General features: G+C 75.0%; 13 protein-coding genes. 9 read left to right on the top strand and 4 right to left on the bottom strand.

The genetic code is table 11. The annotated features are described in order from the left end of the window. Nucleotides 1-233: 233 nt before the first annotated feature. Nucleotides 234-422, bottom strand: a complete 189-nt coding sequence (locus tag NRO40_RS02230; protein ID WP_157901881.1) for a hypothetical protein — start codon at nucleotides 420-422, stop codon at nucleotides 234-236. Between NRO40_RS02230 and NRO40_RS02225 the strand changes: the two genes are divergently transcribed. After that, complete coding sequence (locus NRO40_RS02225) at nucleotides 421-2,013, top strand: alpha/beta hydrolase (protein ID WP_058942819.1); 1,593 nt, start codon at nucleotides 421-423, stop codon at nucleotides 2,011-2,013. The two genes, NRO40_RS02230 and NRO40_RS02225, sit on opposite strands and share 2 nt — an antisense overlap. Before the next feature lie 120 nt (nucleotides 2,014-2,133). Here the strand turns inward: NRO40_RS02225 and NRO40_RS02220 are convergent, their stop codons facing one another. Then, a complete protein-coding gene (locus NRO40_RS02220; protein WP_058942777.1) occupies nucleotides 2,134-2,865 on the bottom strand; it encodes a polyamine aminopropyltransferase in 732 nt (243 codons plus the stop codon). 126 nt (nucleotides 2,866-2,991) lie between these two features. On the opposite strand from NRO40_RS02220, the gene NRO40_RS02215 reads away from it, so the two are divergent. After that, a complete protein-coding gene (locus NRO40_RS02215) occupies nucleotides 2,992-4,008 on the top strand; it encodes a GerMN domain-containing protein (protein ID WP_058942778.1) in 1,017 nt (338 codons plus the stop codon). Nucleotides 4,009-4,313: 305 nt separating this feature from the next. Here the strand turns inward: NRO40_RS02215 and NRO40_RS02210 are convergent, their stop codons facing one another. Continuing rightward, nucleotides 4,314-4,994: a hypothetical protein gene (locus tag NRO40_RS02210; RefSeq protein ID WP_058942779.1), complete on the bottom strand. Its 681-nt coding sequence runs from the start codon at nucleotides 4,992-4,994 to the stop codon at nucleotides 4,314-4,316. Nucleotides 4,995-5,164: 170 nt separating this feature from the next. Between NRO40_RS02210 and NRO40_RS02205 the strand changes: the two genes are divergently transcribed. The 4 genes from NRO40_RS02205 to NRO40_RS02190 all read left to right on the top strand — a co-directional run bounded on the left by NRO40_RS02205 (nucleotide 5,165) and on the right by NRO40_RS02190 (nucleotide 7,398). Further along, nucleotides 5,165-5,602 (top strand): Hsp20/alpha crystallin family protein, encoded by a 438-nt coding sequence (locus NRO40_RS02205; RefSeq protein WP_058942820.1) that lies wholly within the window; start codon nucleotides 5,165-5,167, stop codon nucleotides 5,600-5,602. A gap of 70 nt (nucleotides 5,603-5,672) precedes the next feature. Continuing rightward, nucleotides 5,673-6,068 (top strand): DUF2267 domain-containing protein, encoded by a 396-nt coding sequence (locus NRO40_RS02200; RefSeq protein WP_058942780.1) that lies wholly within the window; start codon nucleotides 5,673-5,675, stop codon nucleotides 6,066-6,068. 74 nt (nucleotides 6,069-6,142) lie between these two features. Then, nucleotides 6,143-6,568, top strand: coding sequence for a DUF2267 domain-containing protein (locus NRO40_RS02195; RefSeq protein WP_058942781.1), 426 nt, complete (start codon nucleotides 6,143-6,145; stop codon nucleotides 6,566-6,568). Nucleotides 6,569-6,744: 176 nt separating this feature from the next. After that, nucleotides 6,745-7,398, top strand: coding sequence for an ATP-dependent endonuclease (locus NRO40_RS02190; protein ID WP_058942782.1), 654 nt, complete (start codon nucleotides 6,745-6,747; stop codon nucleotides 7,396-7,398). A 216-nt stretch (nucleotides 7,399-7,614) separates the two neighbouring features. Here NRO40_RS02190 and NRO40_RS02185 read toward each other — a convergent pair whose 3' ends face one another. Beyond that, nucleotides 7,615-9,444: a rhamnogalacturonan lyase gene (locus NRO40_RS02185; RefSeq protein ID WP_456243088.1), complete on the bottom strand. Its 1,830-nt coding sequence runs from the start codon at nucleotides 9,442-9,444 to the stop codon at nucleotides 7,615-7,617. Nucleotides 9,445-10,207: 763 nt separating this feature from the next. On the opposite strand from NRO40_RS02185, the gene NRO40_RS02180 reads away from it, so the two are divergent. From NRO40_RS02180 to NRO40_RS02170, 3 genes are all read left to right on the top strand, one after another. Further along, the gene (locus NRO40_RS02180; RefSeq protein ID WP_058942783.1) at nucleotides 10,208-11,263 is read left to right on the top strand and encodes a glycosyl hydrolase 53 family protein; all 1,056 of its coding nucleotides are present in this window, start codon (nucleotides 10,208-10,210) and stop codon (nucleotides 11,261-11,263) included. 85 nt (nucleotides 11,264-11,348) lie between these two features. Then, nucleotides 11,349-12,428, top strand: a complete 1,080-nt coding sequence (locus tag NRO40_RS02175) for a rhamnogalacturonan acetylesterase (protein WP_058942784.1) — start codon at nucleotides 11,349-11,351, stop codon at nucleotides 12,426-12,428. A gap of 38 nt (nucleotides 12,429-12,466) precedes the next feature. Next, a complete protein-coding gene (locus tag NRO40_RS02170; RefSeq protein WP_232791106.1) occupies nucleotides 12,467-13,480 on the top strand; it encodes an SGNH/GDSL hydrolase family protein in 1,014 nt (337 codons plus the stop codon). The last annotated feature ends 2 nt before the right edge of the window (nucleotides 13,481-13,482 follow it).

The raw sequence follows: 13,482 nt of genomic DNA, 5'->3' as shown, positions 1-13,482 counted from the left end.
TGACGGGCGCGACGCGCACGGCAGGCACGGCAGGCACACGGCGGACCCGGCGACGGCGCCGGCCGGCCCGGCGGTCGGTCAGCCCCCGTCCGGCAGGGGCGAACACGTCAGGTCCGGTCCGGGCGGCGGCACCGACGTCCCCGGCGCGTGGGTGGCGGGTGGGTGTCACCGGGCCCGTCGGCCGGGGTGCCCGTGCCGGCCGGCACGGCCGCCACGGCCGCGCTCGACGCCGGTCACGTCGCCGCCGACACGGAAGCGGCGCTCGCCCGCCACCGGGAGGCGCGGCGCCGCCCGTCCGGCGGCGGCGTCCGGCCCTTGAACCTCCCCCACGGGGAGCTCCTAGCGTCCGTCGCACGGGCGGCCGACAACCGGACGGACACGTCGGGGTCGGCGGCGACAGCGACGACGAAGAGGAGGGTCATGACGGCGTTCGTACTGGTGGGGGAGGTCTTCACCGGCGGATGGGTCTGGGACGGTGTGGTCGAGCGGCTGCGGGCCGCGGGGGCCGAGGTGCACGCGGCGACGCTGTCGACGGACCCCGGGGCGGACCTGGACACGCACGTCCGGGACGTGGTGCGGCTCGTCGACGCGGCCGCCGCCGCGCAGGTGGTGCTGGTCGGGCACGGCTACGGCATCCACCCGGCGCTCGGCGCCGCCGACCTGCGCGCGAGGCGGATCGCCCGGATCGTCCATCTGGACGCGGGCCTGCCCCAGGACGGTGACCCGCCCGTGCAGCTCCTGCCCGACGAGGAGGTCCGCGACCGCCTCACCCGCGCCGTGACCGACGCGGCCGGGACCGCCGACGACGGCGGCACCGCCGACGACGGCGGCACCGGCGACGCGGGCGGGAACGGCGGCGTGGGGAACGGCGGCGTCGCCGCGAGCGGTGGCGTCGCCACCGTGGCGCCGCCGGCCACCCCCGGCGAATGGGGCCGCTGGGGCAGCACGGCCGGTGTCCCCGCCGAGGAGTTGGAGCGGCTCACCCGGCTCGCCGCACCGCAGCCGCCCGGCACGCTCACCGCGCCGCTCCGACTGACCGGGGCCGCCGCGGACGTGCCGACGAGCGGGGTGCTGTGCACCGGCAACGGGGCGGGCATCGCCACCGTCCAGGCCCTCGTCGGACTGGGCGACCCACGCCTGAGCGCCCTCGCCGACCCCCGCGTCACCTTCTTCGAACTGGCCACCGGCCACTGGCCGATGCTGGCCGTGCCCGGCGAACTGGCGGACGTCCTGCTGCGGGCCGCCGCGGGAGAGGGGCACCGGCTGACCCCGCCCGGGGACGGGCCGCCGCCGCATCTGCGACCGTTCCTCCTCGACGTCCCCGAGCGGCCCCGCGAGCGGATCGGCCGGGTGGACCTGTACCCGCCCGCGGGGGAGGCCTCGGGCCGGCCCGCCCCGGCCGTGGTCCTCGTCCACGGCGGGCCGGTACCGGCGGGGGTGACGCCCACACCGCGCGACTGGCCGGCGTTCGTGGGGTACGGCCGGTACCTGGCCGGGCTCGGCGCGGTCGGCGTCACCCTGGACCACCGGTTGCACGAGATCACCGACTTCGGCCGGGCCGCCGAGGATGTCGTGGAGGCCGTCGAGCTGGCGCGGGCCGACCCCCGGGTCGACGCCGACCGGATCGCGCTGTGGTTCTCGTCCGCGGGCGGGCTGCTGTCGGCGGACTGGCTGGCCGCCCCGCCGCCCTGGCTGCGGTGCGTGGCACTGACGTACCCGGTCCTCGCCCCGCTCCCCAACTGGGGCATGTCCGGGCAGCGGTTCCGCCCGGCCGCCGCGGTGCGCGCGGCGGGGTGCCCACCGGTCGTCCTCACCCGGGTGGAGCGGGAGCGGCCCGAGATCGCCGCGACGGTCGAGGAGTTCCTCACGGCCGCCGGGGAGTGCGACGCGGCCGTCGAGGTGGTCGACGTGCCCCTCGCCCACCACGGGTTCGAGACGGTCGACCACACACCGCAGGCCCGGCAGGCCGTCGAGCGGGCGGCCCGGGCCGTCCTGCGCCACCTCCGCGCCTGACGGTCCACGCGCCCGCGCCGCCTGACGGTCCGCGCCGCAACCGCAGGGGCGCCGGCCCCGACGGCCGGCATCGGCAGCGGTGCCGGCCGCCCGTGCGGGGGCGGGGCCGGAGGGCCGGACCTACCGGGTGCGCGCCACGTACACGGTGTTGGCCGCGGGGCCGCCGTCGGGGCTTCCCGCGGGGCGGGGGAACGTCACCACGTGCGACGCGTACGTGGCGAAGACCTCGGCGAGCGCGGCGGTGAACGCCCCGTCCGGCGGGTCGTTCGACCACAGCGCGAAGACGCCGCCGGGCCTGAGGTGGCGGGCGAGGGCGCGCAGCCCGTCGGGCCGGTACAGCGCCGCGTGCCGCGGGTGGAGCACGTGGGCGGGGGAGTGGTCGACGTCCAGCAGCACCGCGTCGAAGCGCCGGCCCGGCCGGTCCGGGTCCAGGCCGGACGGGTCGGCGGCCAGCGCGAAGAAGTCGCCGCGCGCGAACCGGCACCGGGGGTCGGCGGTCAGGGCCGCGCCGAGCGGTACGAGGTGCCGCTGGTGCCAGTTGATGACCTCGCCGAGCGCCTCCACCACCAGCAGGGAACCGACCCGCGGATCCGTCAGCGCGGCGTGCGCGGTGTGACCGAGCCCCAGACCGCCGACGGCGACGTCCAGCGGCCGGGAGTCGTCGGGCAGGGCGGCGAGCCCGAGCCGCGCCAGCGCCACCTCCCCCTCGGTGAAGAGACTGGACATCAGGTACGCGTCGTCGAGCTTCACCTCGTACACGTCCTCGCCCGACGCGGGGTCACGTCGGCGCCGCAGGCTGATGTCACCGATCGGGGTCGGTCGCCAGTCGATCTCCTGGAATCGCACGCTCACGATCCGGACGCTACCGGAGGATCACTGGCGAACGGGGCTACAACGCACGAAAGATGGGGTACCCGACTCTTCCCCGGCGAGGTGCGACGGTGTCCCCTCGGCCGAAGGGGTCGCGAGGAGGCTGCCATGGCATTTCCCACCCGTACGACATCCGCACCGGCCCGGCGTCCCCGGGCGGCGCCGCTCGTCTCCGCCCTGGTCCTGGCGCTGACGCTCACCGCGTGCGGGGAGGGCGCCGGCGGGGCGACAGCGCCGGGGGAGGCGCCGGACACCGAGACCGGGTCGACCGTGCCGGCGGACCCGGTCGGCACGACCGTCCCGCCGTCGGCCTCCGGCGCGTCGTCCCCGGGCCGCACCATCCCTCCCGCGTCGACGACCCCGCCGACGGCACCCGCCACGACGCAGCCCACCGCGCCGCCCGCGGGTGGCAAGCAGGTACGCGTCGCCGTCTACTTCCTGCACGGCGAGCGGGTGTCGCCAGCCCCCCGCTCCGTGACCGCCCCGGCCACCGCGGCCGGCGCCCTGCGCGCCCTGCTGGCGGGGCCGAACGGCTTCGAACGCGGCCACGAGCGGACGACGGCCATCCCCGCCGGGACGGAACTGCGGTCCCTCGCCGTGCGCGACGGCGTGGCCACCGTCGACCTGTCCGGCCGGTACGACGACGGGGGCGGCGCCCTGTCGATGCGCGCCCGGCTCGCGCAGGTCGTCTACACGGCCACGCGCTTCCCCTCGGTGACGTCGGTCCGCTTCGCCCTCGACGGCAAGCCGGTCCGCCACTTCGGCGGGGAGGGCGTCGACCTGACGCGTCCGGTCGGCCGGGCCGACTTCGAGGACCTGACACCGGCCGTGCTCGTGGAGTCGCCGATGATCGGCGACACGATCGGCAGCCCGGTGAGGGTGTGGGGCACGGCGAACACGTTCGAGGCGGCCTTCGGCCTGCGGATCGTCGACGCCGCCGACCGCACCGCGGCGCAGGTGCACGGCATGGCGTCGTCGGGCAGCGGCACACGCGGCACGTTCGACCTGACCGTCCCCTTCCGGACCGCGCGCGGGGGGCCCGGGGAGCTGACCGCCACCTGGGACTCGGCGGAGGACGGCCGTCTCGTGGCCACCGCCGAGGTCCCCGTGACCCTGCGACGCTGACCGGATCCGGCCGGTGCCCGGGCCCCCTCGGAGGCCCGGCCCGGGACGGGGCGGGGAGGAGACAGAGGGCGTGCGGGCGCCCCGCGGACGGTGTGGGACGGCCGTCCGCAGGGCGGGGCGGTCAGAGGCCGTCGGCTCGCCTGGATGACGAGACGTCAGACGCCCGCAGCCGGCGCGGCTCCGGCTGTGGCCACTGGGTGCGACGTGGTGCAGAGGCGCCGGGGCGTCGGTGCGCCGGGCGTCAGGGCGCCGGGGCCCGTCGGCCCGCCGGGCGCGCACCCGGTGGGGCGCGCACCCGGCGGGCGTCAGTCGGTGGTACGGCGGCCCTGGTCGCTCGCGCGGCGCAGCTCGTCCGCCCGGCGCGTCACGTCGGCCACGCGCGCGGCGAGCTCCGGGTGCCGCCGCAGGTGCGGTCCGGCGTCGGCGAGGGGGCCGACGAGCCCGGCCGCGTCGTCCCCGGCCAGCGCCTCGGTGAGCCGGTCGATCGGCGAGCGCGCCTGACGGGTGAGGTCGTCGAGGGCCGTGATCTGTCCGGCCAGCTGCCGCAGGTCCGCGGCGTTGCGCCGGGCCCACGCGCCGACCGTGCGGTCGGCGGCGCGCCGGTCCCGGGTCGCCTTCACCCGCTCGTCCCCGGTGGTCCCGTGGTGGTCGCCCGGCCGCAGGCGCAGGTACCGCCGCTCGGCCGCCTGGCGGCTGGCCACCCCGAGCGGCCCGGCGAGCTCGGCCCAACTGGCCCCGGCCGAGCGGGCCGCCTCGATCAGCCGGGGCTCCCAGTCGGCGAGCCGCCGGCGCACCTCGCGCAACGTCAGCAGCGCGGCCAGCGCCTCCTCGGCGGCGGACGGAGCCTCCGGGACGGGGTTCCCGTCGACCGCCGGCGCGTCCTGTGCCGTGCGGATCGCGTCGTCGATCGCGCTCAGCGCCGCCGCGGCGGCCAGGAAGGACCCGGGGGTCGGGGAGCAGGGCGTCGACTGCTCGGCTTCGCTCACAGGGCCTCCTCCGAGTGCGGGCGGACGGTGCCGTCGAGGTCATGGACCGCCTCGCGTGAGTGTCATCGCGAGGACGACATCAGCGCTTGTCATCGTTACGACGACATGCTACAACGGGAGTCAGGTGAACGCATTGGCATGAGTCGACCGAGCCGATGGAGGTGTTCAGGATGTTGATGCGCACCGACCCGTTCCAGGAGTTCGACCGGATCGCCCAGCGCCTCGCCGGCGCGTCCGGCACGTGGTCGCGGCCCGCCGCGATGGCCATGGACGCGTACCGCGACGGCGACGAGTACGTGATCGCCTTCGACCTGCCCGGTGTGGACCCCGACGCGATCGACGTCGACGTCGAGCGGAACATGCTGACGGTGAAGGCCGAGCGCAGGCCCCAGCCGAGGGCGGAGGCCGTGCAGATGGAGCTGTCCGAGCGGCCCCTCGGCGTCTTCTCCCGCCAGGTCATGCTGGCCGACACGCTCGACGTGGAGAACATCCGGGGCGACTACGACGCGGGCGTCCTGACCCTGCGCATCCCGATCGCCGAGCGCGCCAAGCCGCGCAAGGTCGCCATCAGCGCCGGCCAGGGCACGCGCAAGGAGATCAGGGGCTGACCCGCCCCCGCTCACAGCGCGAACCGGAGGGCGGACGCCTCCGCCCTCCGCCGGCCGGAAGGGGTGCGCGATGCGGATGAGATGGGAACCGTTCCTGGAGGCCGTCCGGGAACGCGGTGAGTACCCCACGCGGCAGGAAGCGGAGCGCGCGGCCAGAGTGGTCCTGGCACTGCTCGGCGCGCACCTCGTCGGGGACGTGCGCGTCGAGCTCGCGGCCCGGCTGCCGGAGACCTTCGAGCTGATCCTGCTCAACCCCCTCCAGGCCGCGGAGCCCCTCGACCCCCAGCGGTTCGTCCGCGCCACCGCGGCATGGATCGAGGGGGCCACCGAGGAGACCGCCCTGTGGGACGTCGGCGCCGTACTGAGCGTCGTCGCCGACGCCGCCGGCGAGGACCTCATGCGGGGCGCGCTCCTGCAACTCCCGCCGGGGTACGACCTCCTGTTCGGCCGTCCCCGGGCGGACTGATCCACCACACGACCGACGGTCGCCGCCGCGCGACCGGGAAGACCCGGAAGACCGGGAAGGAAGGCACTCCGACCATGACGTGGCACGCACTCGTGCAGCAGATCCGCACCGCCGGCCGCTACGACTCCGACGCGGAGGCCGAACGCGTCCTGCGGGCCGTCCTGACCGTCCTCGGCGGCCACGTCATCGGCGACGAGCGGTGCGAACTGGCGCGCCGCCTGCCCGCCGAGGCCGGAGTGCTGCTCGCCGCCCAGGTCCCCGTCACCGAACCCGTCACGGCGCCCGGCTTCGTCGGGCGCGTGGCCTCGGCCCTCGCCCCCCTCACCCCCGCCGAAGCCCGGTGGGCCACCTCCACCGTCCTCACCGTCGTCGCCGACCACGTCGGGGAGGACCTCACGCAGCGGATCCTCGCCGGGCTGCCGCGCGGCTACGCCCTCCTCTTCGGACGCGTCGAACTGGCACCCGCCGCACCTGGCCGACACTTGGCGCCCGCTGCCTGACCGGCGTCCGGTGCCCGCGGCGCCCCGCCGCCCGAGGCCGGCCGCCCGCCGTGCCGCCGCCCGACGCGCCCCCGTCCCAGGGCGCGGGCGCCGACTCTCCGGCCCGCCGGCACGGGAAAACGCGTGTGCGTACGGGATCACGACCGTGCCAGGATGGCGGCGGGAGGCGAGGTCTCGTGGACGAGGTGACGCGGTTTCGCGCCGCACTGGTCGCCTGGGCGGCCGGCGGGGCGGCGGCGGAGGCGGCGGCCGTCCGGGCGCGGCGGCTGGCCGACGGCGTACGGACGATCGTGCTCGTCGAGGGCGGCAGCGATCAGGCCGCCCTCGAAGCGCTCGCCGCGCGCCACGGCCGTGACCTCGGCGCGGAAGGCGTCGCGGTCGTACCGCTCGGCGGCGCGACCAACATCGGGCGCTTCCTCGACGTGTGCGGCCCGCCGGGCCTCGGCCTCCCTCTCGCCGGACTCTGCGACATCGGCGAGGAACGGCACTTCCGGCGCCACCTGGAGCGGGTCGGCCTCGGTACCGGCCTCACCCGCGCCGGCCTGGAGGCACTCGGGTTCCACGTGTGCGTCGCCGACCTGGAGGACGAGCTGATCCGCGCGCTCGGCCCCGTAGGCGTACAGCAGGTGATCGAGGCCCAGGGCGAGACGCGCTCCTTCCGCACCTTCCAGGGCCAACCGGCCCAGCGAGAACGCCCCGTGGACCACCAACTGCGACGGTTCATGGGTACGCACAGCGGCCGCAAGGCGCTCTACGCCCGGGCACTCGTCACCCATCTGACCCCGGCGCGTGTCCCCCGGCCCCTGGAACGCCTCCTCACCCACGTGTGACCGGGAGCCGGCCCCTGCGGTGTCCGAGCGACGGACGCCCGCCCCGCCGCGTCGTCCCCGCGTCCCGGCGGGTACTGCGGCGGGCCGGCCCTCACCGCCCACGGAAGGCCGCCCCGCGACACCGCGGTACCCGGTCGACCGGCAGCGAGGAGGGCACGGCGGCCGGCCCGGCCCGCCGTCGCCCTCCTCACTCCCGAACTCCCGACGGCCGGACCCTCAGGGGGTGCGGACGGTGGGACGGGGCGGCGTGGCCATGTTGCCGCCGATGAAGAAGCTCGGGTGCGGCGGCTGGTTGTAGGCGGTGTTCTGCCAGGCCAGCGCGGTGCGGTACTGGGTGTCGTGGAGCAGCGTGGTGATGCGCGTGTGCGTCTGGTGGGGTGTGCTGTAGATCCGCAGGGCGCGGTTGTCGCCGGTGCGCCAGACGACTTCCTCCCGCCAGTCGCCGAGGATGTCCCCGGACAGCGCGGGCGTCGACTTGGTGCCGTTGTTGGAGGAGACGCCCGAACCGGTCAGCAGGCGGGTGTCGCCGGACGTGCCGTACTTGTCGATGCGGGTGCCGTCCAGGAGTTCGCGGACCGTGTCGCCGTCCCACCAGGACAGGAAGTTCATGCTGGACGGTTTCCGGCCGACGGAGGCGCCGGTCGCCGAGCGCAGGGTGCCGTCGGAGGCGGACCAGGCCTCGGCGCCCGGGCTGCCGGCGTGGACGTCACCGGCCACACCCCGCCCGTTGTCGGCTCCGGAGGCCGTCTGCCACAGGACCTGGCCGGTGCGCGCGTCGGCCATCCAGGAGCCGGGCTTGCTCTTGTCCTCGGACACCTTGAAGTACTCCGGACCCGGCCGCGCCGGGTTGAGGTCCCCGACGTGTCCCGCGTCGCCGTGGCCGAGCCTGGTGGTCCACAGGCCGTTGCCGTCGTCGTCGACGGTCATGGCCCCGTAGACGATCTCGTCCCTGCCGTCGGCGTCGACGTCGGCGACGGACAGGCTGTGGTTGCCCTGGCCGTCGTAGCCCTTGCCGCTGTGGGGGGCGGCGCTGGTGTCGAAGGTCCAGCGGCGCGTGAACTGGCCGTTCCGCCAGTCCCAGGCGGCGATGACGGTACGCGTGTAGTAGCCGCGGGCCATGACGAGGGAGGGGCGCGAGCCGTCCAGGTAGGCGGTGCCGGCGAGGAAGCGGTCGGCGCGGTTGCCGTAGCTGTCGCCCCAGGACGCGACGTTGCCGCGGGCCGGGACGTAGCCCACGGTCTGCATGGCCCTGCCGGTCCGGCCCTCGAACATGGTCAGGTACTCCGGTCCGGCCAGGACGTAGCCGCTGGAGGTGCGGTGGTCGGCGGAGGGACTGCCGATCACCGCGCCGGTGCCGTCCCGGGTGCCGTCGGCGGTCTTCATCGCGACCTCGGCCCTGCCGTCGCCGTCGTAGTCGTAGGCCTGGAACTGCGTGTAGTGGGCGCCCGAGCGGATGTTGCGGCCCAGGTCGATGCGCCACAGGCGGGTGCCGTCGAGCGTGAGGCCGTCGATCACGGTGTTGCCGGTGTGGCCGGAGTGGGCGTTGTCCTTGGCGTTGGTCGGCTGCCACTTCAGGACCAGGTCGAGCCGTCCGTCGCCGTCGAGGTCGCCGGTACTGGCGTCGTTGGCCTCGTACGTGTACGCCACCCCGTCGGGGGTCGTACCGCCCGCCGGCGGGGAGATCGGCACGTCCAGGTACCCGGACCGGAACCGGAGCGCGTGCGCGGAGGGCGCCTGCTCGGCGCCGTTCACCACGGCGCGCACCGTGTAGTCGGCCGACGCGGGGGCGCCGGCGTCGAAGTAGTTCGTCGAGGTGCCGAGGGGCGTGGAGTTGAGCCGGGTGGTGCCACGGTAGACGTTGAACGTCACGTTGTCCGGGTCGGTGGCCAGCCAGCGCCACGACACCAGGTTGCCGCTGCCGGTGTGGGTGCTGGTCAACCCCCGGTCGAGGCGTTCCACCTGACGGGCGGTCGCGGCCTGCGCGGCCGGGGGGACGGCGGTGAGGGCGGAGACGGCCAGCGCGGTCGCGGCCGCGATGCCGCCGATCAGCCGGCCGCCCGACCGCCCGCGGAGCCGCCACGGTCGGATCGCGGCGCGCGGGCGCCAGGGTGCGTCGGTCACGATGACCTCCGGGAGTGGGGGGGCGGGAGCGCCCGGGGAGGACGACCCACTGGGCGGGACGTGGGAACGCTCCCATGCGCCGGGAGCGTAGGAAGGCGCCGAGGGGGCGTCAAGCCTTCTCGCATACTTCTCTGTTCGACCCTGTTCGGTCTCGCGGGAATCCGGCGACCGGCGGTCCGAGGGGGGCCACTGGCCGAGTGCCGCTGTCCGAGGCCTACGACCAGGGGTGTTCCTCCGATCCGCCGAGGGCGTCGGCCGATGGCGGTGTCATCCCGTCGGTCACGCGAGCAGTGCGGACCCGACGGCGGATGTTGAGTACTGGTTGACAGTCGGGTGCGCGATCGGGAAGCTTCCTGAGGCACCTGAAGCTCATTCGTACCTCCTTGCCCCTCGCCCCTGTGCACGATCACAGCGGTGAGCGGTCCGTGTGCACCATCGGAGCCGACCGGATGGGTGCGCAGGGGCGGCGCCGCGGGTCGACGGAGGGGCGTCCCGCTCTCTCGCACACGCCGGGGCCGCGCCGTGCCCACCCGTGGGACCACCGACCATCGGCGCCCCTTCCACCGCCGCCGGGCCCGTCACCGACCGCCTCTGCCCATCCGCACCAGTGCCCGGCGGCGCCTCCCCCACGACGAACCGCGCCGCCCGCCGCGTCCCGCGTACGGCGGGCGCACGAGAAGGAGCGAGCATGTCCCCGACCCCCGCGCCCGGACACGGGCGGATCAGCCGCCGCACGCTGCTCAAGGCCACCACCGCGACCGCCGGGGCCATCGCCACGGCGGCCGCGCTCGCCGAACTCGAGGCGCCGGCCCACGCCGCCGCGGGCTTCGTCAAGGGCGTCGACATCAGCTGGGCACCGCAGATGGAGGCACACGGTCACTCCTGGCGCAACGCGAGCGGGCAGCAGCAGGACCTGCTGGCCATCCTCAAGGGGTACGGCATCACGGCGGTGCGGTTGCGCACGTTCGTGAACCCGTCGAGCGACCCGGCCAACGGGCACTGCGGCATCCACGAGGTCGCCGCCTTCGCCAGGCGGGTCAAGGCCGCCGGGATGTCGATCATGCTGGACTACATGTTCGGCGACACCTGGAACTCCGTCGGGGTGCAGAACCCGCCCGCCGCGTGGAGGAACATGACCTACCAGCAGATGGTCGCCGCGATGAGCGGCTACGTGCAGCGGACCATGGGCGTGATGAAGGCCAACGACGTCCTCCCGGCCTGGGTGCAGATCGGCAACGAGATCAACAGCGGGATCTGCCGCCCCGTCGGCGGCGTCTCCCAGCCGGCGCAGATGACGGGTCTGCTCAACGCGGCGTACACCCAGGTCAAGGCGGTCTCCCCGAACACGACCGTCTGCATTCACCTGGCCCAGCCGCAGAAGTACGACGTGATGACGACGTTCTTCAGTCGCTTCGCCGCCAACGGCGGCAAGTGGGACATGTCGGTGTTCTCCTCCTACGGCAGCGCCGAGTACGCCCCCGGCATCGTGGCGAACATGCAGAGGATCTCCGCGGCCTACGGCAAGCCCTTCCTGCAGAGCGAGTTCGGCGGGCGGGTGGACAGGGCCTCCTCCACGCAGGCGGCGCTGGTCGCCTACATCAAGGCGCTGAAGGCCAACGGAGGGCAGGGCATCTTCTACTGGGAGCCGGAGTGCATGTCCCCGTTCACCGGCTACGCCATGGGCGCCTGGGACTCCGCCACCAAGCGCCCCACCGTCATCATGAACGGTTTCACCCAGGCCTGAGCGCCGGAACGCCGGCCCTCGTCCCCCCTCGACACACCCCCTGACATCCATCCGACCGAGAAGAGGACCCATGTTTGTCATAGCCATGACACCGCGCGGCCGGGGCGGGAGCCGGCCCCGGCTGGCGGCAGCCGGTCTCCTGACCCTCGCGACGCTCGCGGGGACGGGAGCGGCGCACGCCGGTACCGCCGCGTCACGGGCCCTCCCGGCCGGCTGTTCCGGCACCGCCCCGATCACCTGCCACTACGCCGTCCCCCCGGGCAGCTACGACGTGGCGGTCTCCCTCGGCGGCGGTGCCGCCGCCGGGCGGACCGAGATGTGGGTGGAGGCCCGACGGCTGATGCTCCCGGCGACGGGAACGGCGGCCGGTGCCGTCGCCACGTACGCGTTCACGGTGGACGTGCGGCAGCCGGAGGGGCAGCCGACCGGCCAGGGCGGGACCGGGAACCCCGGTCTGGACATCCGCTTCACCGGGCCCGCCCCGCAGGTCTCGGCCGTCTCGGTGAAGCCGGCGACCCGGCCGCTGGTCGCCCACCTGGCCGGCGACTCCACCGTGTGCGACCAGCCGACCGCTCCGTACACCGGTTGGGGCCAGATGGTCACGGCCGCGGTGCGCCCCGGCGCCGTCATCGCCAACCACGCGGACTCCGGCGAGAGTTCGGGCAGCTTCCTGGGAAACGCGGCGCTCTTCCCGGCGCTGCTGTCGAAGGTCAGGGCGAACGACCCGGTCTTCATCCAGTTCGGCCACAACGACAAGCAGACCGGCGCGTCCGCTTTCCGGAACAACCTCACGACCATGATCACCCAGGTCCGGGCCAAGGGCGGCGTACCGGTCCTGGTCACGCCACCGGTCCGGCGGCTGTTCGACGGCGACCGACTCACCCCCACGGCGCTCCACGTCAACGGCGCCGGTGTGAACCTGCCCGGCGAGATGCGCGCGCTCGGCGCGGCGCGGAACGTGCCGGTCATCGACCTGACCGCCCGGAGCAAGGCGCTCGTCGAATCCCTGGGTCCGACCGCCTCCGCACAGCTCTACCTCCGCTCCTCCGTCGACGGCGTCACCGACAACACCCACTTCTCGCAGTACGGCGCGACGCGTATCGGCGGGCTGGTGCTCCAGGGCGTCCGGGAACAGAACCTGCCCCTGGCCGCGTACCTGCGCTGACCGGCCGCCGAACGCACCCCGACCCGGAAGGGAACCCGATGGAGAACGCACCGAGCGCACCGAGCGCACCGAACGCGGCCGGCGAATGGAACCCGCCGGACGTGCCGAGCGAACCGAACCCACCGAGCGAACCGAACCCACCGAGCGCGCCGGACTCGTGGAAGCCGCCGAGGTGGTGGACGTCGCGGAGGTCGCCGACGCGGACGCTCCTCACCGCCGCGCTGGTCATCGCCCTGTCCGGCCTCGGCGTCCGCGCCGCCTCGGCGGCCGACGCCACCGCGGCGCACTGCGCCGGCGCCTCCGGCGCGGCGGCCCCCGCCGCACGGGCCGCGGCGCAGCCGGTCACCGTCTGGCTGGCCGGTGACTCCACCATGGCCAACCCCAACGGCCGTTGCCCCGTCGGCTGGGGCAGCCAGTTCGGCGCCCTGTTCGACAGTGGCGTGACCGTCAGGAACCAGGCGGTGGGCGGCCGCAGCATCCAGACGTGGCTGTACGAGTCGAACGTGAGCGGTACGAAGGGCTCCGACGGCGAGTGCGTCATCACCTCCCCGACGTACTCCGCCCGCTGGCAGGCGATGCTGAACGCGAGCACCGGGATGAAGGCCGGCGACTACCTGTTCATCCAGTTCGGCATCAACGACTCCTCCTCCACCTGCCCGCGGCACGTCGGCCCGGCCCGCTACCAGCAGCTGATGACGATGATGGCGAAGGCCGCCCTCGCCCGGGGCGCCCACCCGGTGCTGCTCACCCCCGTCGCCGCCCTCACCTGCTCCGGCAGCACGGCGACCAGGAACCGCGGCTTCGTCGAGCAGACCCACGCCGCGGGGACCGCCGCCCGGGCGCCGGTCGTCGACCTGCAGACGCTGAGCGTCTCGCTCTACAACAGCCTGCGCTTCTGCCCCCACAACGGCGACTACGGATCGGGACCCGTAGGGGCCTTCTTCTGCGACGACCGCACCCACTTCGACACCCACGGCGCCCAGCAGGTGGCCAGGCTCGTCGCCGGTGACGTGCGCCGGCAGAACCTCCCGCTCGCCGCGCGCCTCAGGTAGCG

The organism is Streptomyces changanensis, assembly GCF_024600715.1.
Lineage (GTDB): Bacteria > Actinomycetota > Actinomycetes > Streptomycetales > Streptomycetaceae > Streptomyces > Streptomyces changanensis.
The sequence above is the reverse complement of the archived record's forward strand: the minus strand, read 5'-3'. Positions and strand labels throughout refer to the sequence as shown.